At 67.0% G+C, this 23,952-nt stretch carries 14 protein-coding genes; 7 read left to right on the top strand and 7 right to left on the bottom strand.

Features of this window, described 5'->3' with window-relative positions:
* Window positions 1-2: 2 nt before the first annotated feature.
* The 5 genes from KK141_RS20605 to KK141_RS20585 all read right to left on the bottom strand — a co-directional run bounded on the left by KK141_RS20605 (window position 3) and on the right by KK141_RS20585 (window position 7,989).
* A complete protein-coding gene (locus KK141_RS20605) occupies window positions 3-956 on the bottom strand; it encodes a glycoside hydrolase family 43 protein (protein WP_214572967.1) in 954 nt (317 codons plus the stop codon).
* The gene (locus KK141_RS20600; RefSeq protein WP_214572966.1) at window positions 956-2,506 is read right to left on the bottom strand and encodes an exo-alpha-sialidase; all 1,551 of its coding nucleotides are present in this window, start codon (window positions 2,504-2,506) and stop codon (window positions 956-958) included. Before KK141_RS20600 ends, KK141_RS20605 begins: the two co-directional genes overlap by 1 nt.
* A 59-nt stretch (window positions 2,507-2,565) precedes the next feature.
* Window positions 2,566-5,361 carry a TonB-dependent receptor gene (locus KK141_RS20595; RefSeq protein WP_214572965.1) on the bottom strand — a complete coding sequence of 932 codons (2,796 nt, stop codon included), beginning with the start codon at window positions 5,359-5,361 and terminating at the stop codon, window positions 2,566-2,568.
* A gap of 118 nt (window positions 5,362-5,479) precedes the next feature.
* On the bottom strand, window positions 5,480-6,667 hold the full coding sequence (locus tag KK141_RS20590) for a 1,4-beta-xylanase (RefSeq protein ID WP_250901909.1): 1,188 nt from the start codon (window positions 6,665-6,667) through the stop codon (window positions 5,480-5,482).
* 161 nt (window positions 6,668-6,828) lie between these two features.
* Complete coding sequence (locus KK141_RS20585) at window positions 6,829-7,989, bottom strand: aldose epimerase family protein (protein WP_250901908.1); 1,161 nt, start codon at window positions 7,987-7,989, stop codon at window positions 6,829-6,831.
* Between the two features lie 399 nt (window positions 7,990-8,388).
* On the opposite strand from KK141_RS20585, the gene KK141_RS20580 reads away from it, so the two are divergent.
* From KK141_RS20580 to KK141_RS20550, 7 genes are all read left to right on the top strand, one after another.
* Entirely contained in the window at window positions 8,389-9,114 is a 726-nt protein-coding gene (locus tag KK141_RS20580) for a FadR/GntR family transcriptional regulator (RefSeq protein WP_214572964.1), read from the top strand.
* Complete coding sequence (locus KK141_RS20575; protein ID WP_214572963.1) at window positions 9,111-10,034, top strand: 2-dehydro-3-deoxygalactonokinase; 924 nt, start codon at window positions 9,111-9,113, stop codon at window positions 10,032-10,034. Before KK141_RS20580 ends, KK141_RS20575 begins: the two co-directional genes overlap by 4 nt.
* A 14-nt stretch (window positions 10,035-10,048) precedes the next feature.
* Window positions 10,049-10,690 (top strand): 2-dehydro-3-deoxy-6-phosphogalactonate aldolase, encoded by a 642-nt coding sequence (locus tag KK141_RS20570; protein WP_214572962.1) that lies wholly within the window; start codon window positions 10,049-10,051, stop codon window positions 10,688-10,690.
* Window positions 10,687-11,835 carry a galactonate dehydratase gene (gene dgoD, locus KK141_RS20565; RefSeq protein WP_214572961.1) on the top strand — a complete coding sequence of 383 codons (1,149 nt, stop codon included), beginning with the start codon at window positions 10,687-10,689 and terminating at the stop codon, window positions 11,833-11,835. The genes KK141_RS20570 and dgoD overlap by 4 nt, the downstream gene beginning before the upstream one ends.
* A gap of 2 nt (window positions 11,836-11,837) precedes the next feature.
* A complete protein-coding gene (locus KK141_RS20560; protein ID WP_214572960.1) occupies window positions 11,838-12,602 on the top strand; it encodes an SDR family oxidoreductase in 765 nt (254 codons plus the stop codon).
* Window positions 12,599-13,501, top strand: a complete 903-nt coding sequence (locus KK141_RS20555) for an SMP-30/gluconolactonase/LRE family protein (protein WP_214572959.1) — start codon at window positions 12,599-12,601, stop codon at window positions 13,499-13,501. Before KK141_RS20560 ends, KK141_RS20555 begins: the two co-directional genes overlap by 4 nt.
* A 103-nt stretch (window positions 13,502-13,604) precedes the next feature.
* Window positions 13,605-14,996: a sugar porter family MFS transporter gene (locus KK141_RS20550; RefSeq protein WP_214572958.1), complete on the top strand. Its 1,392-nt coding sequence runs from the start codon at window positions 13,605-13,607 to the stop codon at window positions 14,994-14,996.
* A 539-nt stretch (window positions 14,997-15,535) separates the two neighbouring features.
* Here the strand turns inward: KK141_RS20550 and KK141_RS20545 are convergent.
* Together KK141_RS20545 and KK141_RS20540 are read right to left on the bottom strand one after the other, a co-directional pair.
* Entirely contained in the window at window positions 15,536-16,354 is an 819-nt protein-coding gene (locus KK141_RS20545) for an OmpA family protein (RefSeq protein WP_214572957.1), read from the bottom strand.
* Window positions 16,355-16,395: 41 nt separating this feature from the next.
* The gene (locus tag KK141_RS20540; protein WP_214572956.1) at window positions 16,396-22,779 is read right to left on the bottom strand and encodes an ESPR-type extended signal peptide-containing protein; all 6,384 of its coding nucleotides are present in this window, start codon (window positions 22,777-22,779) and stop codon (window positions 16,396-16,398) included.
* Window positions 22,780-23,952: the final 1,173 nt, after the last annotated feature.

The following is a 23,952-nucleotide window of genomic DNA, read 5'->3' as shown; positions in this document are numbered from 1 at the left end:
CCTCAATCGCCGCCGAAAACCGGACGCCCGCCGTCATCCCAACGAAACTTCTGCATATACGGCGCACGCTTCGAGGTGCATTTCCAATCCGGGCCTCCATTGGCGTGGAACACGATCCAATCCGAACCGTCGGCGCCTTTGAAAAACCCGTTGTGCCCGGTGGCGTAGACGCCATCCTTCGGCGAGCTCTTCACCACCGGCGTCGGCGACTTCGACCATGAGGAAGGCTTGAGCAGATCGGCGCTCGCATCCGCGCTCAGCATCCCGATCGAATAACCATCCGACCAGCAGGCACTGGCCGAATACGTCAGGAACACCTTGCCCTCCGGCCCGGCCAGAAACTCCGGCGCTTCCATGATCTTCCGCCCACCCTGCATCTCCCAGGCGAACGTCGGCTGCGCGATATCCACCTCCGGCCCGGCCAGCGTCCATGGATCGCGCATCGGAGCGATCACCAGGTCGCTGTGGTCGCCGACATAGGCCGAATACACGAAGTACAGCTTGCCGCGATGTTCGAACACCGTCCCATCGATACCGGTGAGCTTGGTGTGCAGCATGCCCTTGTCCACCCATGTGCCTTGCGTGGGATCGGCCGCAGCGTTTTCCAGCACGAACACGTGACGGTGGGCGTCGTCGTTGTGCGCCTTGTCCGCGGCGGAGTAGTACAGGTACCACTTACCGCCGATGACATGCAGCTCCGGCGCCCAGATCGCCGCGGAGTTCGGGCCACTGGCCGGCGCACGCCATACCGTCACCGGCTTCGCATCCGCCAGCTTCGCCATATCGCGCGTCTTCCACAGCGAGATGCGATCGCCCTGCGTGTGCATGTAGTAGTAGAACCCGTCGCGCTGGGTTACCCAGGGATCGGGGCCGGAAGGCAGCAGCGGGCCGATCGGCTTCGCAGCCTGCGCGACCGGAGCCGCCAGCAGCAGGGCGAACAGCAAGGCATGGCGCATCACTTGTCCTTACCTCCGGGCGGCGACGAAGCATCGCCATCCACCTGCAGATAGTCGATGTCGAGCACGTGTGCGCCGCCTTCGATATCGATCGTGTTGAAACCGGGCAGCAGCGATGCCGATACCGTTGCCATCTGCTCCTCCGGCGTCTTGTCGATCGTTGCGGGAACGCGCGCACCATTGACCACCAGCACCGGCGTGGCCGGCAAGCCGAGGTCACCAAAACGCACGCTCAAATGGTGCATGCCACCCACCGCATGCACGAGGAATCGCAACCGCGACTCGCCCTGCCCCAGCCTTACCTTGCGCTGGTTGGACGCAGCCGGATCGGGCACCACCGCCGCACCCGTCAGCTCGGCATCTTCGGCCTCGTAGCGGTCGAAACGCAGCGGCGCGATCGCCGACAGCATCTCGTTGCGCGACGCGTGCTCCGGCGCATCGGCCGCGGACGACGACGTCACGTGCAGAAACGAACCGTCGCCACGCGCCAGCAAAGCCTGCGTCCAGCCTGCATGGATATTGCCGCTGCGCTTCTGCACCGGCGCCCGCACCTCCCACCAAGGGCCACGGCCCGACGCATTGTTCCAATACAAGCTGCGCCCGCCCTCGTCGCCACCGCCACCGGCGCGCTGGGCGGAAACGACGATCACGCCTTCCGGCCCGCCTTGCGGAAACCACTGCAGCACCGGACACGCCGACGGCCAGAAGCCGGACAGCGTCATCACCGGCTCGCCATGCCGCTGCGGATCGCCCCAATCCAGTCCATCGCGGCTGAACTTGATGAACACCTGCCCGTTGCGCGGGCCGTCGATGTTCTCGTACGTCATCGCATAGCGCTTGTCGGCCAGCCGCGTGACGATGGCCATGCCCGGCCGCTGGACGCCGCCGGGAATCGCCACGTCCCACACTTCCTTGCCCCAGCTGCGCCCGCCATCCGCCGACACCTTGTGCGCCAGCAGCTGGTTGTAGCCCTCGCCCTTGTGCTGCTCGCTGGAGTAATAGGCGACCAGGCGCCCGTCATCCAGCCGATGCACGTTCGGCTCCCACACGCCCTTGTTGTCCTTGTCCTCCGGACGCCCGCCGCCCTGCACGATGGAGCTGCGGTAGCGCCAACTCTTGCCACCATCCGTGGACACATACATCTGCAGGTCTTCGACATAAACCCGGCCATGCTCGTCGTTACGGGTGGCGTTGGCCGAAAGCAGCAGCGTGCCGGCCGGCAGGTCGCCGCTTGCCTGCGCCAACTCGGCGATGTGCGGTTGCCAACGCAGCTGCCACTGCTTGTCACCGGCGTGCGGCTCGTCGGTGACGTTCATCAGGAAGCGCCAGTGCGCGCCCTCGTCACGGCTTTCCCACAAGGGAATGCCAGCCATGCCATCCTGCTCGAACACCATCAGCAGGCGCCCACGATCGGACGCCGTACCATGTTCGATGCGCACGACGGATGCGTAGCCGGTGCCGTCGGCAATGCGTTCGCCCACCACGCGTTCGTCGGCATGCGCCGCCATCGCGGCCAGCGCCAACACGAGCGCGAACATCGTTCTTTTCATCACGACCTCCAGGAAAAAAGGCGGGCGGCCACGCCACGACGCCGCCCGCCGGGGAGGAATCACATCTTGAAGCGCACGCCCAGGCCCACGGTGCGGTCCTGGTAGCGGATGTCGCGCGGACGCGTGGTGCCGTCGCCCCACCACTGGTGCAGGTTGGCGCCGAAGATATTGGTCGCGTTGAGCACCACGGTGAAGTTCTGGTTGACGTCGTAGCCGAGCGAGAAGTCCACCTGGTTGGCCGGCTTGATCTCGTCGTTCACGCCCGCCACCGTCGGCTGGTTGAAGCCCTCGATATAGCGGCTACGGTAGTTGTAGGCCAGGCGCGCGGACCAGCCGTACTTCTCGTACATCAGCACCGCGTTGTAGTTGTTCTTGGAAACGTTCTGCAGCGGCGAGGCGGTGATCGGGCCGCCGATAAACTGCGGCGAGCGCGTGGAGCCCTCGATATACGTGTAGTTGAACTGCGCACCCAGGCCGCTCCACGGGCCGGGCAGGAAGTCGAAGAACTGCTGATAAGCGAACTCCGCACCTTCCAGATGGCCGGAACCGGCGCTCTGCGGCGAGTTGAGCTGGTAAGGCTGGCCGCCGATGGTCACGTCGGTGATGTAGTTCTGGATGTAGCCGTTGATGTCGCGGTAGAACACGCCGCCGCTCACGTAGCTGGCCGGTCCGAAATACCACTCCAGCGAGGCGTCGTAGTTGTTGCTGCGGATCGGCTTCAGGTTCGGATTGCCGCTGCTGGCCACGCCGGCGCGGTTGATCGTGCCGGGGTTGAGCGAGATCGACGGATTCAGCTGGCCGAAGCCCGGATAGGTCAGCGTCTTCGCCGCCACCACCCGCAGTTGCAGGTCGTCGCGCAGGTGCAGATTGAAGCTGAGGTTGGGCAGATAGACCGGCGCGCTGGTGGAAGCCGACAGCGGCGAGTAGACGCTGGTGGACGCGTCGAACGAATACGCATCCAGATGGCGCTTCACGCGTTCCACCCGCATGCCCATCAGGCCGTCGTACGGCAGGCCGAACAGCTCATTGCCATAGCCGAACTGCAGATAGCCGGCGTATGACTTCTCCTGGATGTGATAGAAGCGACCGGGATTCTCCGCAGCCAGGCCCGCCGGCAGGCCGTACAGCCCGCGGATCGCATCGGCGTTGTTGACCAGGAAGTTGTAGCAGCCGCTCAGCCAGGACACCGGGATCGCATCCGCGGTCGGCTGGCTGCAGAAGTAGCCGTTCGGGAAGCGCGCCACCACCTGGTTGGCCGGGTTCGGGTTCAGCGCGATCTGGCCGGTGCCGCCCGGCGGCGGCGTGGAGATCTCGACGCTGCCGCGGTATTCGGCCTTGTGGTCGGAATAGCGCAGGCCGAAATCCATGTACTGGAAGAAATCGCCGCCCAGGTCATAAGTGCCGTCGCCGCGCCATGCGGTCTGCTCGCCGCGCTGGTTGTTCCAGGTCTGGAACAGGCCGTTGAGGTAGTAGTTCGACGGATTGAGCTGCGGATTGCCGCCCAGCCCCCAGTTCTGCGCGCCGTTCCACACCGTGGTGATCGGGCCCTTCAGGAAGGTGTCGACGATAAAGGTCTGGTCGTGGAAGGAGCTGGAACTGAAGGACAGGTCGGTCGACAGATTGAGCTTGTCGCCATGCCACTTCATGCCGATCGAGTTCTGGATGTCGTGCCCCCACTGCTCGTGCGCCTGCGTGCTGGTGGCCGCATAGGTGTCGCCGCTCCACACGCCGCCGGAGGCGTCGCAGATGCGCTGGCCGTAGTACGGCGAGCCGGTCAGCTGGTTGGCATAGCAATGGTTGGTGACGGACAGGCTGGACGGATTGACCACGCCCACCGGGAAGCTGAAATAGAACGGCTGGTTGTAGCGGTCCGAATCCCAGGTGTAGAGGCCTTCGACGTAGACCTCGGTGTCCTTGTTCGGCTTCCACTGCAAGGCGTAGTTCGCTTCCTGGCGCTTGCGGCTGCCGATGTTGTAGTCGGCGCCCCAGCCGTTGGGCACGGAGATCAGGTCGCCGCCGGCCGTGCGGATCGGCGCGCCGTTGCCGCCGGTAAGCACCTTGGGGAAGTCCGCCCATACCGCGTTGTAGTCGTAGCGCTGCTTGTCGTAGCCCACGTTGAGCAGCGCGCCGAATTCGCCGATATCGGTTTTCCAGCGGTTGCTCAGCAGCAGGCTGCCATTGGGATCGGTGTGGCCGCCGTACTTGCTGTGCGTGCCGGTGAGTGTCGCCGCCACCTTGCTGCCGTCGAAATCCAGCGGGCGGTACAGCTGCATGTCGACCAGGCCGGCGATGCCGCCGTCCGGCAGGCTGGCTTCGCTGGTCTTGTAGACCTGCACGGTCTTCACCGCGGTGGCCGGCAGGTTCTGGAAGGCGAAGGCGCGGCCGACGCCGCTGAAGATCTCGCGGCCGTTCAAGGTGGTGATCACATTGGGCAGGCCGCGGATCACCACCGAGCTGGTCTCGCCCTGGAAGCCCTGCGCGATCTGCACGCCGGTGATGCGCTGCATGGCGTCGGCCACGCTGTTGTCGGGCAGCTTGCCGATGTCCTCTGCGACGATGGAGTCGACCACCATGCGCGAATCCTGCTTCAGCGCCTGCGCGCTCTGCAGACTTTCGCGCAGCGGCGTCACCACCACCCCGGAGAGATTTACCGCGTTCTGGGTGGAGGCCTGATCGGCGGTGCCGGCTTTCTTCCTGGCCGGCGCCTGGCCCGCGGGTGCGGTGGGCGTCTGGTCGGTGGACTGTTGCGGATCCGCGCCCTGCGCGTCGGGCTTGGTATCGGTGGCATAGGCCGGCGCCAGCGCGGCTGTTATGGCCATCGCGAGCAGGGACAGCGGAATGCGGTAGCGAGTCATGGTACGGACCTCCCCGGTTGACGGAGTCAAAGCGGCACCGGCGCGTGCCGGCGGCATGCGTTCTGGAAGAAAGAAGGCGGCCCGCTCCAGCGGGCGCGCCGATGTGGCGCGCTTGGGGTCAGCGCGTCTTGAGCAAGCTCCCTGCGGGATACGTTGCTGCGTCCGTCGGCACGACGCCGCGCGGCGCACGCGACAGCGCACGCAGGATGTCGGCTTCGCGTTGGCGATAAGGCGTGCCGTCGCCATGCAGCAGGTCGTGGAACCACAGCGTCGGCGGCTGCAAGGTGTAGGGGCGCTGCCAGGAATCCCACGGCATGATGGTCTGCGCCTTGCCGTCGACGAAGCCCCAGTTGACCATGCCCACGTCGAGCTTCTTGGCCAGCGGCAGCACGCCGTCGATGGTCGAGCCGTTGCCGCGCGCCATGTACTCGGTGCAGATCAGCGGACGGCCGTAGCCTTCCAGTTGCTTCACGCGGCGCGCGAACTCTTCCGGCCAGCCGTAGTTGTGGAAGCTGATCACGTCGGACTGCTCGACCTGGGTGCGTTCGACCGCATCGAGCTTCGCCGGATCCGACCAGTCCTCGTGTTCCCACAAGCCGCTGGTCAGCGGTTGCACGGGCGAGGCGCTGCGCGCCCAGGCGAACACCTGCGGCAGCAGCTTCGCCACCAGGGCGAACTTGTCCTTCGGTTCCTTCGCGTCGTAGTTGCCGCCGCCGGGGTTGTTCGGTTCGTTCCACACGTCCCAGGCGAGCACGCGCCGGTCTTTGCCGAAGCTGCCGACGATATCCTTCACATACTGCTCAAGCCGCGGGTACTGGCTGGGATCGGCCAGCGCCACGCCCGGGCTCTGCACCCAGCCGGAGTTGTGCACGCCGGGAATCGGCGGATGCTGCGGTCCGAGCTTCGGCTCCGGATCCCAGCAGGAATCGAACAGCACGAAGATCGGCTTGATGTGGTGCTTGTCGGCAATCGCGAGAAACCGGTCGATGCGCTGCTTGAAACCCGCCGCGTCCTGCTGCCACAGCAGGTCGTGCAGGAATACGCGCATGGTGCTCATGCCCAGCTGCTGCGCCCAGCCCAGCTCCTGGTCGATGCGCGCGGCGTCGAAGCTGTCGGCCTGCCACATCTCCAGCTCGTTGATCGCGTTGGACGGCAGGTAGTTGCTGCCCAGCGGCCAGGCCTGCTTCGCATACCAGGCCTTGGCTTCGGCAGGCGTCCAGCGCGCGGTGCTTTCCCGCGCAAAGGACATGGGCGTGGCGAACAAGGCCGCCAGTCCCAGTGCCGTCGCCATCAATGCATGCTTCATATCGAACTCCCCGTTGGTTTGGACGATCTCCGGCTTGGACGATCTCCGCTCCCCGCCGGAGGTCTTGAGGTTGGATCCGCGCCGCAGCGGGCAAAGCGCTCTCGCGGCGCCCTGCACAGGGGCGCCCTTATCGGTCGCTGCGGCGGACGGTCAGTTGCCCGTCAGTGTTTGCCTTGCACCGGCTCCGTGCCGAATTCGTACACGATGGTGTGGCGGTACTCCTGCCCCGGCGCCAGGCGCGCCGAGCCGAACGCCGCCTGGTTGGGCGTGTCGGGATGGAACTGCGGTTCCAGCGCGAACGCATCGCCCTGGCGGTAGACATGGCCGCCGGTGCCCACGCTGGTCGCGTCGAGGAAATTGCCGGAGTAGAACTGCAGGCCCGGCATGGTGGATTTCAGCGTCATCACGCGGCCCGAGGCCGGGTCTTCCACTTTCGCCACCAGGCGGGGTTCCTTGGCCACGTCGCGTGCGATCACGAAATCGTGGTCGTAGCCGCGGCCGTTGAGCAGTTGCGGATCGGGTGTGCGGATATCGCGGCCGATCGGCTTGCCCTGGCGGAAATCGAAAGGCGTGCCCGCCACCGGCTGGAACTGGCCCAGCGGAATCGAGGTGGCGTCGATCGGCAGGAAGGTCTCCGCCGGGATCGTCAGCTTCTGCTCCATCACCGAGCCGGAACCCTCGCCGGAGAGATTCCAATACGCATGGTTGGTGAGGTTGACGATGGTCGGCTTGTCGGTGGTGGCGCGGTATTCGATGGTCAGGCGGTTGTGCGCGTCGAGCGTATAGGTGGCCGTGGCGGTGAGCTTGCCCGGATAGCCCATGTCGCCATCGGGGCTGACATAGGTAAGCGTGACGCTGGCGCCGTCGGCGCCGCTCTTCGCCTCGCCCAGGCTCCACAGCACCTTGTCGAAACCCTTGGTGCCGCCGTGCAGCGAGTTGGGGCCGTCGTTGACCGGCACGCTGTAGCTGTGGCCGTCCAGGCTGAAGTGGCCCTTGGCGATGCGGTTGGCATAACGCCCCACCGTGGCGCCGAAGTACTGCGGCTTCTTCAGATAGTCGTCGAGCTTCGCGTAGCCCAGCAGGATGTTGGCGCTCTTGCCGTGGCGATCCGGCGCGGTCACTTCCTGCAGGCTGGCGCCGTAGGCGATCACGCGCACGCGCACGCCGTGGCCCGAGTCGAGCACCACGGCATCGACCTTGCTGCCGTCGGGCAGCGTCCCAAAGGTTTCGCGCTTCGCTTCCACTGCCTGCACCGCCGTCGCCATAGCCATCGCACCCAAAGAAACCGTGCCCACGAAACCCAGGAGCATCGCACGTCGCATGTCTTGCTTCCCCTTCGCCACCCTTACGGGACGGGGCATGCAATCACATTGTATGATTATCGTGCAAGCAATCTTTGCGCTGCGTCAGCGGCCTTGCGCGACGCAGCATCGGCCTCATGCATAACCCCTATTTGGGTCTTCGCAAGGTCATTTCAGGCCATTGCGCGAGTTCTTGCAGCCCGCTGTTTTCGCAAGCGATCTGAGAAATATCGCAATGCGTCATCGCCGGCGAATGGCCGTCCATGTGCGGAACCGTCCGAAAACGCACGCAACGCTTGGCAGAGACCGAGCGAAGTGCTTATAGTCCGTTTGTATGACAAATAACCCGGCAACCCGGAAGCCGGGTGTCTGCGGCGCCGCCGCCCCTCATACAGAAAGGCACAGGGGAACGAGACATTCATGAAGAAGCCGCCCACCGTCCGCACGCTGTACGGACATGTGATGCACGAACTCGGGCAGCGCATCGTCAGCGGCCGGGTCAAGCCCGGCGACGTGCTTCCCCGCGAGGAAACCCTGGCCGAGAACCTCGGCGTCAGCCGCACCGCCCTGCGCGAAGCGCTGAAGGTGCTTTCCGCCAAGGGCCTGATCGCCTCGCGCACCGGCGTCGGCGCGCGCGTGCAGGAAGAACGCTACTGGAACCAGCTGGATTCCGACGTGCTCGCCTGGCGCTGCGCCTCCATGCCCACCGACGACTTCGTCGAGAAACTGGTGGAGATGCGTGAGCTGATCGAGCCGGCCGCCGCCGCTTCCGCCGCGCGCCACCGCAGCGCCGCGCAACTGGCCGAGATCGACACCGCTTACCGCGCGATGGACGCCGCGCAAACGCTCGACGCCTGGACCGAAGCCGACGTGCGCTTCCACGACGCCGTGCTGCACGCCACCGGCAACGAGCTGCTGCACTCGCTGTTCTCGGTGGTGGAAACCGCGCTGAGCGCGTTCTTCAGCCTGTCCGCGCGCAGCGCCGGCGACTTCAAGTATTCGCTGCCCTACCACCACCAGGTGCTGGAGGCGATCCGCCGCAAGCAGCCGGAGGTGGCGCGCAAGGCGATGCTGGCGATGATCGCCGACTCGCGCGACAACATGCGCCGCAGCCGTCCGCGCTCGCGCCGGAAGGCTTCCGCGTGAGCGCCAGCCTGATCGGACTGGACTGGGGCAGCACCCATCTGCGCGCTTATCTGTTCGGCGCGGACGGCAAGGTGCTGCAGACGCGCGCACTGGCCCATGGCATCCGCCAGTTGCCGGCCGGCGGATTTCCGGAAGCGTTCGTCCTGGCCGTGCGCGAATGGCCGGTGCTGCCGGTGCTGGCCTGCGGCATGGTCGGCAGCCGCAACGGCTGGCAGGAGGTGCCTTACCTCGACACGCCCACCGGCGTCGAACGGCTGGCGCAGCACCTGACCCCGCTTGCCACGCCCGGCGGCCATCGGCTCTATCTGGTGCCCGGCCTGCACGACCCGCAGCGTCCCGACGTGATGCGCGGCGAGGAGACGCAGATCGTCGGCGTACTGGCCACTGCACCGGCCACCACGCGCCTGCTGCTCCCCGGCACGCACAGCAAATGGGTGCGCCTGCGCGATGGCGTGGTCACCGATTTCGCCACCGTGATGACCGGCGAACTGTATGGCCTGCTGCGCCAGCACTCGATCCTCGGCGCCGCGCTGCCCGAAGCGCGCGACGACGAAGAGGCTTTCCGCCGCGGCGTCGCCGCCGCACGCGACAGCGGCCCTGCCGGCGCGCTGTCGCGGCTGTTCTCGGCGCGCGCGCTGATGCTCGATGGCGTGCTCGATCCTGCCGCCGTACCGGACTATCTCTCCGGCCTGCTGATCGGCGAGGAAATGCGCATGGCCCTGGCCGCCGGCTGGGCCGACGCGAACGGCAGCATCCCGATGGTCGGCGAAGGCCCGCTGTGCGATCGCTACCGCCGCGCCGCCGACCTCTACGGCCTGCATCTTTCGCGCGCACCGGACGGCACCACCGCCGACGGGCTATGGCAGATCGCCACCGCGGCGGCGCTCGCCGCGGCTCCCGCAACCGCCCACACCTCATGAACACGCTCCCTCCCATGCATACCTGGCTACAAGACTTGCCGCTGGTCGCGATCCTGCGCGGCCTGCATCCCGACGAAGCGGTGGACGTCGGCCACGCCCTCGCCGGCGCCGGCTTCCGCGTGCTCGAAGTGCCGCTCAATTCGCCCGAACCCTGCACCAGCATCCGCCGCCTGGTCGATGCGCTGGGCGACGGCTATCTGGTCGGCGCCGGTACCGTGCTCGATCCGGCACGGGTGAAAGACATCGCCGACGCCGGCGGCCGCCTGATCGTGATGCCGCATGCCGACATCGCGGTGATCCGCGCCGCCAAGCAGGCCGGCCTCTACTGCGTGCCTGGCGTGGCCACGCCGACCGAGGCCTTCGCCGCGCTCGCGGCCGGCGCCGATGCATTGAAGCTCTTCCCCGCCGAGCAGTCCTCGCCCGCCGTGCTCAAGGCCTGGCGCGCGGTGCTGCCGAAAGACCTGGCCGTGCTGCCGGTCGGCGGCATCGCACCCGACAACATGGCGCCATGGGTCGCTGCCGGCGCGGCCGGCTTCGGCATCGGTTCGTCGCTCTACGCCCCCGGCCGCGCGGCCGTCGACGTCGCCGCCCGTGCGCGCGACTTCGCCGACGCCTGGCGGCATCTACACCCCGCTTCGCAAGGAAACCGCGCATGAAGATCACCCGCCTCACCACCTTTCTCGTTCCGCCGCGCTGGTGCTTCCTGCGCATCGATACCGATGCCGGCCTCAGCGGCTGGGGCGAGCCGGTCGTCGAGGGCCGCGCGCATACCGTGGCGGCAGCGGTCGAGGAGCTCTCCGATTACCTGATCGGCAAGGACCCGCACCATATCGAAGACCTGTGGAGCGTGATGTACCGCGCCGGCTTCTACCGCGGCGGCCCTATCCTGATGAGCGCCATCGCCGGCATCGACCAGGCGCTGTGGGACATCAAGGGCAAGGACCTCGGCCGCCCCGTCTACGACCTGCTCGGCGGCCCGGTGCGCGAGCGCATCCGCGTGTACTCGTGGATCGGTGGCGACCGCCCGGCCGACACCGCGCGCGCCGCGATGGAAGCGGTGGCGCGCGGCTTCACCGCGGTGAAGATGAATGCCACCGAAGAAATGCAGTATGTGGACAGCTACGACAAGGTCGACCGCGTGCTCGCCAACGTGCAGGCGGTGCGCGACGCGGTCGGCCCGCACGTCGGCCTGGGCCTGGACTTCCACGGCCGCGTGCACAAGCCGATGGCCAAGGTGCTGATGCGCGAGCTGGCGCCGTACAAGCTGATGTTCATCGAGGAACCGGTGCTGTCCGAATATCTCGAATGCATTCCCGAATTGGCCGCCATTTCGCCCGCGCCGATCGCGCTGGGCGAGCGCCTGTACTCGCGCTACGACTTCAAGCGCGTGCTGGAAACCGGCGGCGTGGACATCCTGCAGCCCGACCCCTCGCACGCCGGCGGCATCACCGAGACGCGCAAGATCGCCGCGATGGCCGAAGCCTACGACGTGGCCATCGCCCTGCACTGCCCGCTCGGCCCGATCGCATTGGCGGCGAACCTGCAGATCGACGCGGTCAGCCACAACGCCTTCATCCAGGAACAGAGCCTGGGGATCCACTACAACGCCTCCAACGACCTGCTCGACTACGTCACCGACCGCAGCGTGTTCGCCTACCAGGACGGCTACGTCAGCATGCCCACCGGCCCCGGCCTCGGCATCACGGTGAACGAGGAATACGTGGCCGAGCGCGCCGCCGAAGGCCATCGCTGGCGCAATCCGCTGTGGCGCCATGCCGACGGCAGCGTGGCGGAGTGGTGAGCATGAATCAGTTTGCCGCTTACCCCAGCCTGCTCGATCGCCACGTCTTCGTCAGCGGCGGCGCCACCGGCATCGGCGCCGCCTTCGTCGAGCATTTCGTGCGCCAGGGCAGCCGCGTCGCCTTCGTCGACATCGACCGCGAACATGGCGCGGCGCTGGCGCAAAGCCTGGCCGGCGAACGCCACGCGCCGCGCTTCCTGCCCTGCGACATCACCGACCTCGACGCGCTGCACGCGGCGATCGCCAGCGCGCGCGAAGCGCACGGCCCGGTGGCGGTGCTGGTGAACAACGCCGCCAACGACGTGCGCCACACCTTCGGCGGCACCACCAGCGAGCAGTTCGACCGCAGCATCGCCATCAACCTGCGCCACCAGTATTTCGCCACCCAGGCCGTGCGCGAGGACATGCGCGCGCTCGGCGGCGGCTCGGTGATCTGCCTGGGTTCCACCGGCTGGATGAAGAAGAACGCCGGCTATCCCATCTACGCCATGGCCAAGTCCGCCGTGCACGGCCTGGTCAACGGCCTGGCGCGCGAGCTGGGCCACGACCGCATCCGCATCAATGCCCTGGTGCCCGGTTGGGTGATCACCGAGAAACAGCGCCGCCTGTGGCTGGATGCGGCCGGCGAAGAGGAGATCCGGCGCACGCAGTGCCTGCCCGGCTACCTGATGGCCGAAGACCTGGCGCGCGCCGCGCTGTTCCTCGGCGCCGACGACAGCCGCATGTGCACCGGCCAGTCCTTCGTCGTCGACGGCGGCTGGGTATGAACGCGCGCGTCGTCCACCATCCGGCCAATACGCTGGGTGAAGGCATCCTGTGGTGCGAGCGCGAGCAGGCGCTGTACTGGACCGACATCCAGGCATCGACGCTGTGGCGGCATCGCCCGGCGGACGGCGAAACGCGCCGCTGGGACATGCCCGAACGCCTCGGCTGCCTCGCGCTGTGCGAAGCCGATGGCTGGCTGCTGCTCGGGCTGGCCTCGCGCCTGGCCTTCTTCCGCCCGGAAGACGACACGCTCCTGCCCATCGTCGAGGTGGAACCGGAACTGCCCACCCGCCTCAACGACGGCGGTTGCGATCACCAGGGCCGCTTCGTGTTCGGCACCCTGCACGAGCCCGCGGCCGGCGAGGCGCGCCAGCCGATCGGTGCGTTCTACCGCCTCAACGCCGACCTCACGCTGGAACGGCTTAACCTCCCCGGAGTTGGCATCAGCAACAGCGTCGCCTTCAGCCCCGATGGCCGCACCATGTATTTCTGCGATTCGCCTTCGCGCCTGATCCAGAGCTGCGACTACGCCGAACGCTGCGGCGAGCCGCGTGCGTTTGCGCGCGTGGACGATGCACGCGGCGAGCCGGATGGCTCCGCCGTGGATGCCGAAGGCTTTCTGTGGAATGCGCAGTGGGGCCTGTCGCGCGTGGTGCGCTACGCGCCGGATGGCCGCGTCGACCGCACGATCGAGGTGCCGGCCACGCAACCCACCCGTCCGGCCTTCGGCGGTCCGACGCTGGACACGCTCTACATCACCAGCGCGCGCGACGGCTTGTCCGCCGACGCGCTGGCAACGCAGCCGCAGGCCGGCGCGCTGTTCGCGGCCGATGCCGGCAGCACCGGCCTGCCGGAATCCCGTTTCCGCGGAGCGCCGCCCGGTTTCGGCCGGCCTTCCTGATCCATCGTTCGTTCCTTATCCATCGGCGGTCCATCCTCTTCACGCCAGCTCTTCACGCCAGCTCTTCACGCCAGCTCTTCACGCCAGCGAGGTTCCCGGTTCCATGAACTCCCAAGCCATCGCATCACCCACCGCCCACGCCAAGGGCACCGTGATCTACACCTGTGTGCTCGCCGCGCTCGCCGGCCTGATGTTCGGACTGGACATCGGCGTGATCTCCGGCGCTTCGCAGTTCATCAAGGCCGAGTTCGCGATCAGCGACCACACCATCGAGTGGATCGTCAGCTCCATGATGTTCGGCGCGGCGGTCGGCGCGCTGGGCGCCGGCTGGCTGTCTTCGCAGCTGGGCCGCAAGCGTTCGCTGATCCTGGGCGCGATCCTGTTCGTGATCGGCTCGCTGCTGTGCGGGCTGGCCTGGTCGCCGGAAACCCTGATCGCCGCGCGCGTGATCCTGGGCCTGGCCATCGGCATCGCCACCTTCACCGCGCCGCTGTACCTGGCCGAGGTGGCGCCGGAGCATATCCGCGGCGCGATGATCTCCACCTACCAGCTGATGATCACCATCGGCATCCTGGTGGCCTTTCTTTCCGACACCGCGCTCAGCTACCACGGTGCGTGGCGCTGGATGCTCGGCGTGATCGCCATTCCCGGTGCGCTGTTCCTGCTGGGCGTGCTCGGCCTGCCCGACAGCCCGCGCTGGCTGATGATGCGCGGCCGCCGCGACGAGGCCATCGAGGTGCTGCGCCGCCTGCGCGGCGACGAGGCCGCGGTGGCGCGCGAAGCGGCGGACATCGAAGAGCAGCTGAAGACGCCGCAGCGCGGCTGGCATCTGTTTCAGGAGAACCCCCACTTCCGCCGTTCGGTGTATCTGGGCGCCCTGCTGCAGCTGATGCAGCAGTTCACCGGCATGAACGTGGTGATGTATTACGCGCCGCGCATCTTCCAGGAAATGGGCTACGACACGTCCGCGCAGATGTGGTTCACCGCCCTGGTCGGCCTGACCAATGTACTGGCCACCTTTATCGCCATCGCCCTGATCGACCGCTGGGGCCGCAAGCCCATCCTCTATACCGGCTTCACCGTGATGGCCATCGGCCTGGGCGTGGTCGGCGTGCTGATGAACGGCGGCATCACCGGCCAGACCGAGCAGTACACCTGCGTGGCCATGCTGCTGTTCTTCATCGTCGGCTTCGCCATGTCGGCCGGCCCGCTGGTGTGGACGCTGTGCTCGGAGATCCAGCCGCTGAAGGGCCGCGATTTCGGCATCGGTGTGTCCACCTTCACCAACTGGATCACCAACATGGTGGTGGGCTTCACCTTCCTCAGCCTGCTCAACAGCATCGGCAACGCGTCGACGTTCTGGCTGTATGCGGCGCTCAACGCGGTGTTCATCGTACTGACGTTCTGGCTGGTGCCAGAAACGAAGGGCGTGACGCTGGAGCAGATCGAGCGGAATCTGATGGCTGGGAAAAAGCTGCGCGATATCGGTCGGTAATAACGATACGCCGCCCCTCTCCCCCCGGGGAGAGGGTTGGGGCGGGCTTGCCTCACCGCCCCGTCTTCGTCATCCCGGCGTAGGCCGGGATCCTTTTGCGGTATCGCCTGGTTTTCGCGGTGACGCGAATGGGCCGCTTATGCAGCGGGCATTTCGTGCGCCTGCCGGCGCCCGAGTCACTTTTTCTTTGCTGGCCCAAAGAAAAAGTAACCCAAAAGAAATGGCCTTCAGAGCAACGGCTCGCGACGCGACTAGAAGGAGCGGTGGGCGGCTGCGGTAACGTGATTAACCTGGGTCTATACGAAACGACTGTGCGTTTACGTAGCGGGTTCTTCAACGTGCCGTGGCGAAGAGGATGTTCAAGAACCGAGGCCAGCTTTTGCTCTTCGTTCCTGTATGCGGCGCCACCACACTTCTCCCTCTCCCCTCCGGGGAGAGGGTCGGGGTGAGGGGCCGGGCGGAGCGCGGCGCTGAATCCCGATGCGATGCGTCTCCTCCCTTCGCTCACCGCGAAGAGAGGAGACGCCCCATGCAGAGCACTACTCCACGCTATCGACCTTCACCTCTACCCGCCGGTTCGGTGCCAGGCAGGCGATCAGTTCTGTGCGCTTGCCGTCCGGGCAGTCCTTCACCTGATCAGCCTTGCCATGCCCTTCGGCGCTGATCCGCTGTGCCGGCACGCCGGCGCGTACCAGTTCGGCTTTTACCGATTCGGCGCGGCGCTGCGACAGGTCCTGGTTGTAGGCATCGCTGCCCAGGCGGTCGGTGTAGCCGTCGATATGTACCGAGCGCAGCTTGTCGCCCTGCCCGCTCAATTCGGCGGCGAGATCGTCTACCGTGCGGCGGCCCGCTGGCGACAGCTCGGACTTGTCGAACGCGAACAGTGCATCGGCGGAAAGTACGCGCGGCTTGCTTGCTGCCGCCGCGGGTGCGGGTGCCGGTGGCTTTGGCTCATCCAGCAAGGCCGCGCAGGATTCTGGCTTCCAGTAGAAGCTGCGCGCCAGCTTGTTCTCGTCGAACAGCACCTTGTACTGGCACACCGTCACTTCGTCGCTGCCGGGTTTGCGGAAGTTGAACAGGTAGTTCCACTCGCGCACGCCCCACACGCCTTCGCTGAAATGCGGATAGCCGATCAGGTCGGACACCTGCGGCTTGTTGAGGCCGGCCTTCACCTGCCGCAGGTTGGCGAGGTTCGGGAAGGTGCCGCCCTTGTGCATGGGCGTGGTGTCGCCGGGCTCCGGCCATACCATCTGGCCGGCCGAGCCGCCGTCCTTGGCGATGTCGTGGCTGACGTTGCCGCAGGCGGCCAGGGCCAGTGCGAACGAGGCCAGGGCGAGGTGCTTGATCGAGGTACGCATGGAATGGACTCCTTGAAGATCGCTCATGGTCTTGTTCGCGCTCACCACACCACCCCCGCGCCGACGCCGGCGCCGGCATCGCCGCGCGAGTTGGTGGTGGCATTGAGCTTGAACACGTAGCGGCCGCTCTCGGTGATGGTCGACACGCCGACCGCAATGCCGTTCTCGCCGTGGAAGGTGCCTAGTGCCACGCCGGCCGAACTCTGGTTCGGCTGGTAGGCCTGCGGCAGGCTGGCCATCGCCATCGCCGAGGCGATGCCGGCATTGGCGCGGTTGCCGATGCGGTTGAGGTCGCGGTCCACCGACTGGAAGCGCTGGTCGACGTAGTCCTTCGACCAGTTCTTGGCGCTCTGGATGGCGTCGTTGAGCTGGCCCACGTTCACGGCGTCGGTAGCGTTGGTGCCGGCCGCCACGTTGGTGACGGTGCGCTCGTGGCCCACCGAACCGACCGACACGGTGTTGGCGGTATTGGCCACCGAGTTGGCGCCGATCGCCACGCTGTTGTCGCCGGTGGCGCTGGAGTTGCCGCCGATCGCCGTGCTGTTGTTGCCCGAGGCGTTGGAGTTGGCGCCGGCCGCGGTGGAGTTGTTGCCGGTGGCGGTGGCGTTCTTGGTGTTGTCGACGCTGGTCTGGTAGGTGTTGTTGGTGGTGCCGGGCCCTTGCTGCGGCAGGTTGTTCACCGTGTTGGTGAGGTTCTGCAGGCTGGTGTAGAGCTGCTGCAGGGTCTGGTTGGTGGCGAACAGCTGCGAGCCGTTGATCGCATCCGTGCTGCTGCCGCTGATGCGGCCTGCCGCCACATTGGTCAGCGTGCGCTCCGCACCGACGCTGCCCACGCTCACCGTCGAGCCCGGCGTCGCACCGGCGAAGTTGTACGTCGTACCGGCCAGCGTGGTGCTGGCCGTACCTACCGCCGCATCGGTCTTCGAACCCGCACCGAGCGCCACGCTGCCGGCGAACGCCGCTTCCGTACCTGCGCCCAGCGCCATCGCCTGGATGCCGTTGGAGGTGGCATTGGTACCGAGCGCCACACCATCGGCCAGGTTCACCGTGGCGTTCTGGCCGATCGCCGTGCCACCCGGCGCGGTCTGCTGCACGATCGCGCCGTTGCCGATGCCCACGCCGTTGTCGCCGTTCACCGTGGTCTTCGGACCGACCGCCACCGACTCCGCACCCGCCGCCAGCGAATCGCTCGCGGTGGAGTTGGCGTGGAAGTACTTGATCGGCGTCACCGAGAACGAAGACATCGCGCCCTTCAACTGGCGCAAGGTCACCGCATCCTGGTCCAGCGTGCCGTCCGCCACATTGGTGATCTGGCGGAAGTCCGTGGCATTGCCCACCGATACCGCGCCGAGCAGGTTGCGGTCCGTGGTGTTGTACGGAATCACATTGGTGCCGACGATGATCGAACCGGAAGCCGGTGCGATCGCACGATCGGACACCGCCCCCGAACCCAGCGCCACGCCACTTTGCACCGACACGCCGGTGTTCTGGCCCAGCGAAGTACCGGAAGCCGCCGTGGCCGTGGCGCCCACGCCCGCGGCCAGCGAGTTGGCACCCGTCGCGCCGTTGTTGGCGTAGTTGCCGCCCTGCGTGCCGCCGTCGTTGACGCTGTAGTAGTGCGTGGCATTCGCCACCACGGTGTTGTTGAGCGTGTCGATCGCCTGGTTGGTGGCGTACAGCTGCGAGCCGTTGATGGCGTCGGTGCTGTTGCCGTTGACCTGGCCCGCGGCCACATTGGTGACCGTGCGCTCGGCACCCGGCGCGCCCACGCTCACCGTGCTGGTCGGCGTGGCGCCCGCATAGGTGTAGGTATTGCCGGCGATGGTGCCGCTGCCGGTCTGCACCACCGCAGCGGTGGTGCTGCCCGCGCCCAATGCCACGTCGCCCACGTTGGCACCGGCGGTCGCGCCGTTGCCGATCGACACCGCGTTCTCCGTATTGGCGTTCGACACCGGACCGATCGCCACGCTGTTCAAGCCATTGGCCGCCGAATCGGCCAGGTTGGAATTGGCGTGGAAATACTTGATGCCGCCGGTATTGATCTGGTTGAACACCTGCTGCAGCGAGCTGTAGGTGTTGCCGCCGTAGGTGATGCTGGTATTGAGCGTGCCGGTGGTCGGATCGTAGGTGGTGTTGCCGCCGTAGCTGTTGGCGATCGAGTTGCCCAGGTTGGTGACGGTATTGCCCAGGTTGGTGACGCTGGTGCCTACCGTGCCGATCGCCTGGTTGGTCTGGTACAGCTGCGAGCCGTTGATGGCATCGGTGCTGTTCGCATCCAGGCGGCCGGCCGCCACGTTGGTGATGGTGCGCTCCGCACCGGTGGTACCGACGCTGATGGTGCTGCCCGGCGTGGTGCCGGCAAAAGCATAGGTCTGGCCGTTGATCACGGTATTGGGCGTACCCACCGCCGCCGCCGTGACCGAGCCCGCACCCAGCGCCACGCTGCCGGCGAACGCCGCCTGCGACCCCGCGCCCAGCGCCATCGCCTGGATGCCGTTGGAGGTGGCATTCGTTCCGAGTGCCACGCCATCGGCCAGGTTCACCGTGGCGGTCTGGCCGATGGCCGTGCCGCCCGGCGCGGTCTGCTGCACGATGGCGCCGTTGCCCATGCCGATGCCGTTGTCGCCGTTGACCGTGGTCTGCGGACCGATCGCCACCGACTCCGCACCCGCTGCGAGCGAATCGGTCGCGGCGGAATTGGCGTGGAAGTACTTGATCGGCGTCACCGAGAACGAAGACATCGCGCCCTTCAGCTGGCGCAGGCTCACCGCATCCTGGTCCTGCGTGCCGTCCGCCAGGTTGGTGATCTGGCGGAAATCGGTGGTGTTGCCCACCGACACCGCGCCGAGCAGGTTGCGGTCCGTGGTGTTGTACGGAATCACATTGGTGCCGACGATGATCGAGCCGGAGGCCGGCGCGATCGCACGATCGGACACCGCTCCCGCGCCGAGCGCGACACCGCCGAGCACCGATACGCCGGTGCCCTGGCCCAGCGCAGTAGAGCGATCCGCCGCAGCGGTGGAACCGACCCCCGCGGCCAGCGCATTGACGCCGGTCGCGCCGTTGTTGGCGTAGTTGCCGCCCTGCGTGCCGCCGTCATTGACGCTGTAGTAATGCGTCGCCCCCGCCGTCACCACGTTGCTGAGGTTGTCCACCGCCTGATTGGTCGCCCACAGCTGCGAGCCGTTGATCGCATCGGTACTGCTGTTGCTGATGCGCCCGGCGGCCACATTGGTGATGGTGCGCTCGGCATTGCCCGCGCCCACGCTCACCGTGCTGGCCGGCGTGGTACCGGCGAAGCCGTAGGTGGTGCCGGCGATGGTGTAGCTGGCCGTACCCACCGCCGCGGCGGTGGTGGAACCGGAACCCAGCGCCACGTCGTTGGCGTTGGTGGCGACGGCGCCGTTGCCGAACGCCACGCCGCCCGCCGCCTGCGCGGCGCTGCCGTTGCCCAGCGCGACCGAGCCCACGCCCTGCGCGTTGTTGCCGTTACCGATCGCCACGGCGCCATCGCCGTTGGAGGTGTTGTTCGAACCCACCGTGACGGCACCGTTGCCGGTGGCGGAATTCGGATCGCCGATCGCCACCGCGCCATTGCCGTTCACCGTCTGGCTTTCGCCCAGCGCCACCGCGCCGGTGCCGCCGAGCACCTGCGAGTTATGGCCGCCGGCGATGGAGCCGGTACCCGCGCCCGCCGCGACGGTATTGCTGTCGCCCATAGCGACCGTGGATACAGCCAGGGCCTTCGACAGCACGCCTACCGCCGTCGAGTTGACGGCAGCCGCATTCGCCTGCGTGCCGATGGCCACCGCGTTGATATCGGTGGCCGTGGTGCTGGTGCCGAGCACCACCGCGTTGGTGGCGGACGCGGTGGAATTGTTGCCCACCGCCACGGCTCCCGTACCGGTCGCACTGGTGCTTACGCCAAAGGCCGAAGCGTTCGCCAGGGTGGCATGCACGTCGTAGCCGATAGCCGCGGCATTGGCTGCCGTCGCGCTCGCATTGCTGCCCATCGCCATCGAATTGCCGCCCGATGCCGCCGCGCCCACGCCGGCGGCGATCGCGTTCAAACCCGTCGCGCCGTTGTTGCTGTAGTTGCCGCCCTGCGTGCCGCCATCGTTCACGCTGTAGTAGTGGACCGGCGACGCGGATGCCGCCACCGCATTCACCGCCTGCGTCACCGCCCACAGCTGCGAGCCGTTGATCGCGTCGGTGCTGCTCTGCGCGATGCGGCCGGCGGCGACGTTGGTGACGGTGCGCTCCGCGTTCAGCGCACCGACGCTGACCGTGCTGGCCGGCGTGGTGCCGGAAAAGGTGTAGGTGGTGCCGGCGATGGTGTAGTTCGCCGTACCCACGACCGCCGACGTGGTCGAGCCGGCACCCAGGGCCACATCCGCAGCCTGCGCGCTTGCCTTCGCCCCGGCGCCCAGCGCGAGCGCATTGGCCTGGCTCGCCGTCGACGAGGCGCCGCCGGCAAAGGCGCCATCGGCCGAGGCCGAGGCTCCCGCGCCAACCACCACGGCCGTCGTCCCCGAGGCTGCGGTGCCGGTGCCGATCGCGACGGAATCGCGGCCTGACGCCTTGGGTCCGCCGTTGAAGCCATCGCCGATGGCAATGGCGCCGTCGTTGGTCGCCTGGCCGGCACCGATGGCGATCGCCATGGTCGGCGCGGACGCACTGAACGAAGCCGCATGCGCGCCCGAACCCACCGCGACGTCGTAAGCCGTGACCGCGGTAGCACCGCTACCGACGGCCACGGTGTTCGTGCCGCTGGCCGTGGCGGTATCGCCGAACGCCAACGCTCCCGCGGCGGCGGCCTTGCTGGCATTGCCCAGCGCGACCGACCCTTGGCCGATGGCCTGGTTGGTATTGCCGATCGCTACCGCACCGTTGGCCGCCGTGGTGCCCGCGACGTTGCCCGCCGCAACGTTGTTGGCGCCCATGGTGACCGCGCCATTGCCGTTGGTCACGTTCGGATCGCCGACCGCCACCGCACCGTTGCCGGTGGCTTTCTGGCCTTCGCCCAGCGCCACCGCGCCGGTGCCGGCCGTCACCTGCGAGTTGTGGCCGCCGGCGATGGAGCCTGCACCCGCGCCTGCCGCGACGGTGTTGGTATCGCCGATGGCTACCGTGGAAGCGGCCTGCGCCTTGGATGCGTTGCCCATCGCCACGCTGTTGACCGCGCTGGCATTCGCCAGCAGGCCGACGGCAAGGGCACCGCTTTGCGTTGCCGACGATTGAGCACCCACGGCAACCGCGTTGGCACCCGATGACGCGGCGCCCCCGGTGCCATTGGCGCCGATAGCGATAGCGCCGACCGCCGAGGCCTGCGTCGACAGACCGATGGCGATCGACTGGTTGCCGCTGGCGACGTTGTTCTGGCCCGCCGCGACGCTGGAAGCGCCCGAAGCCTGCGCGTTCGCGCCCACCGCCGTCGCCGCTATGCCGGAAGCGGAGGAGTTGCTGCCGATGGCCGTGCCGTACTGGGCGGTGACCGACGTCTGCCTGCCCACGGCGGTCGCCTGGGCGGCCGACGCGGCGGACTGCGTGCCGATGGCGATCGCGTCCGTATTGCTCGCATTCGCCTGCAGGCCCATGCCGATGCCTTCGTCGCCGGCAACGCTTACATCCGTGCCGATCGCGACAGCGCCTTGGCCCGACGCGCCGGTACCGATCGTGCGCGGGCCCAGATAGACCGCGTTGAGGTTGGTCGCGAGCGCCTGCCAGCCGACGGCCGTCGCATGCGTTCCATTGGTGACGGTCGAGCCTGAGCCGAGCGCAAGGGCGTTGTTGGAATTGGTGATCTTGGACAGATAGCCGACGGCGATGCTGTTGACCGAATTCACGTCGACCGCGCTGGTATTGCCGAAGGCCAGGCTGTTGTTGCCGGCGGCAATCGCGACGGTACCGATGGCGACGGCATTACCGCCGGACGCGGTGACGTCGGTGCCCATGGCGATCGCGCCGCCTACGGTTGCGCCGGCTGTCGGGCTGGTGCGCGCGCCGATGTAGATGGAATTGATCGCGGTCGACAAGGCCTGGAAGCCGAGAGAAACGCTGTTCTGGCCCGCCGAATGCGAGTTGTAGCCCACCGCGACGCCACCGAGGAGATCCGTCGTCGCCAACGAACCGAGCGCCGTGGCGCCGATACCGCTGGCTTTAGCCTGAAGACCCATGCACGCGGCCGTGCTGTTGTAGGCGTTGTATGGCGCCGCCGAGCAATCCACCGATTGCGCCTGCGCTGTCGCCGACCACCCGACCCAGCCGAACGCCACCATCGCGGTGAACACGCCCGCGCCCAGCGGACGCAGCACGCCGCGCGCATCGCCCTTGGTACTGGCGCCACGCCGGCTCGTCGCCAGCTCCGACACCACCACGAGCTGTTGCAGCGCGCGGTTCCAGACCTTGCCGTAAATCTTGTTCATGACGATCTCCTTGCATGGGGCAGGTGCAAATCAAGGAGGCGCGCGGATCCGGCGCCGCGGGCGCGCAAAGGCCCGTGACGCGGAACCGCCATGCGGTTCCGCGCCGTCGGCGCTTGCGGCGCGCGTGCTGGTTGTGGTTCCGCGGCCCGTGTGGTTCAGGCGTTCGCGCGCAGCGCGAACATCACGGCGACGGTGCCCGGGACATGGCCCGGATCAGTCGCTCATAAGCGCGGAAGCGGCACGAAGCCGCGACATGGTCGGATGGGGATCCCCTGGATCGGCGGGCGCTGGAATCGCTTGTGCTCGACCAACGTCATTGTCGACTACTCCCGTATTGCTTCCATCTGGTGGATACGTGTCCATTGCGTATGCCACTTCCCTTCCTGGGAAGGCCGCCCCTTTCCATTCGTTTCCACCGCCGCTGCCGGAGTGCGCGCGAAACCGCGTGCCGGGAAGTGCGATGCATGATCGTTGTCGAGTCGACGGTGCGTGCGATGGCGCGCCAAGCGGCGAAGAGCGGCAAGACATCCCGTGCTTGCGGTATTCGCCATCTGCTGTCGTGATTCTTCGCGCAGGCCATGCGCACGCGCGCACATGCCGCCGTTTGCAACGGCATGCATCCGCGCAGCGGCCCGAGAGGCCTTGCGCAGCTGGCTCAGACTGGGTTTCCGCGCGCGCGGGCGCTGGCCCATTGCTTTCTCCCATGGCGCTGCATGGGAGCACGGGAGGCTAGATCGTCCTCGCGAGGCAACACTATCCCGTGGCGCGCGGGACGCGCCGAGGCAGGAACACTTGCTTTGCCGGGCGAAACGCTGCTTCCGGATGCCCCCTGCACCTCGCTGTCTGGGGCCGCACGCACGCCTGTCGCTTCCTGGCGATGAGGCGTGAACGCAACCGTTGATTGGCATTCACGGATGGAGGTCGATGTGGGCCATCCCATGAATGCTTCCGTGAGACTACGCAGGTTTTAAGCAACGAAAAGCAGTGTCATGTGGAGTTGCGATGTGCGTCACTCTATTTTCGAGCAACGCTTTGTCGCTGATCTTTTCCGTCACGCGAGCCGTGACATTGATGCGTCAATGGCTTGAAAGATTGCGCAATCTAAAAACATTTAGACGTCTAAACGGAATGATGTGCAACACAAATTCCGTAGCCGATCGCGACGATCGGAAG

The organism is Dyella sp. LX-66 (genome assembly GCF_018599165.1).
In the GTDB taxonomy this organism is placed as follows: Bacteria; Pseudomonadota; Gammaproteobacteria; order Xanthomonadales; family Rhodanobacteraceae; genus Dyella_D; species Dyella_D marensis.
This window is presented reverse-complemented; position numbering and strand designations above follow the sequence as displayed.

Excerpts from the sequence above, each read along its gene's own strand:
- KK141_RS20605 (WP_214572967.1), bottom strand. The coding sequence starts at position 956 with ATGCGCCATGCCTTGCTGTTCGCCCTGCTGCTGGCGGCTCCGGTCGCG.
- KK141_RS20600 (WP_214572966.1), bottom strand. The coding sequence starts at position 2,506 with ATGAAAAGAACGATGTTCGCGCTCGTGTTGGCGCTGGCCGCGATGGCG.
- KK141_RS20595 (WP_214572965.1), bottom strand. The coding sequence starts at position 5,361 with ATGACTCGCTACCGCATTCCGCTGTCCCTGCTCGCGATGGCCATAACA.
- KK141_RS20590 (WP_250901909.1), bottom strand. The coding sequence starts at position 6,667 with ATGAAGCATGCATTGATGGCGACGGCACTGGGACTGGCGGCCTTGTTC.
- KK141_RS20585 (WP_250901908.1), bottom strand. The coding sequence starts at position 7,989 with ATGCGACGTGCGATGCTCCTGGGTTTCGTGGGCACGGTTTCTTTGGGT.
- KK141_RS20580 (WP_214572964.1), top strand. The coding sequence starts at position 8,389 with ATGAAGAAGCCGCCCACCGTCCGCACGCTGTACGGACATGTGATGCAC.
- KK141_RS20570 (WP_214572962.1), top strand. The coding sequence starts at position 10,049 with ATGCATACCTGGCTACAAGACTTGCCGCTGGTCGCGATCCTGCGCGGC.
- dgoD (WP_214572961.1), top strand. The coding sequence starts at position 10,687 with ATGAAGATCACCCGCCTCACCACCTTTCTCGTTCCGCCGCGCTGGTGC.
- KK141_RS20560 (WP_214572960.1), top strand. The coding sequence starts at position 11,838 with ATGAATCAGTTTGCCGCTTACCCCAGCCTGCTCGATCGCCACGTCTTC.
- KK141_RS20555 (WP_214572959.1), top strand. The coding sequence starts at position 12,599 with ATGAACGCGCGCGTCGTCCACCATCCGGCCAATACGCTGGGTGAAGGC.
- KK141_RS20550 (WP_214572958.1), top strand. The coding sequence starts at position 13,605 with ATGAACTCCCAAGCCATCGCATCACCCACCGCCCACGCCAAGGGCACC.
- KK141_RS20545 (WP_214572957.1), bottom strand. The coding sequence starts at position 16,354 with ATGCGTACCTCGATCAAGCACCTCGCCCTGGCCTCGTTCGCACTGGCC.
- KK141_RS20540 (WP_214572956.1), bottom strand. The coding sequence starts at position 22,779 with ATGAACAAGATTTACGGCAAGGTCTGGAACCGCGCGCTGCAACAGCTC.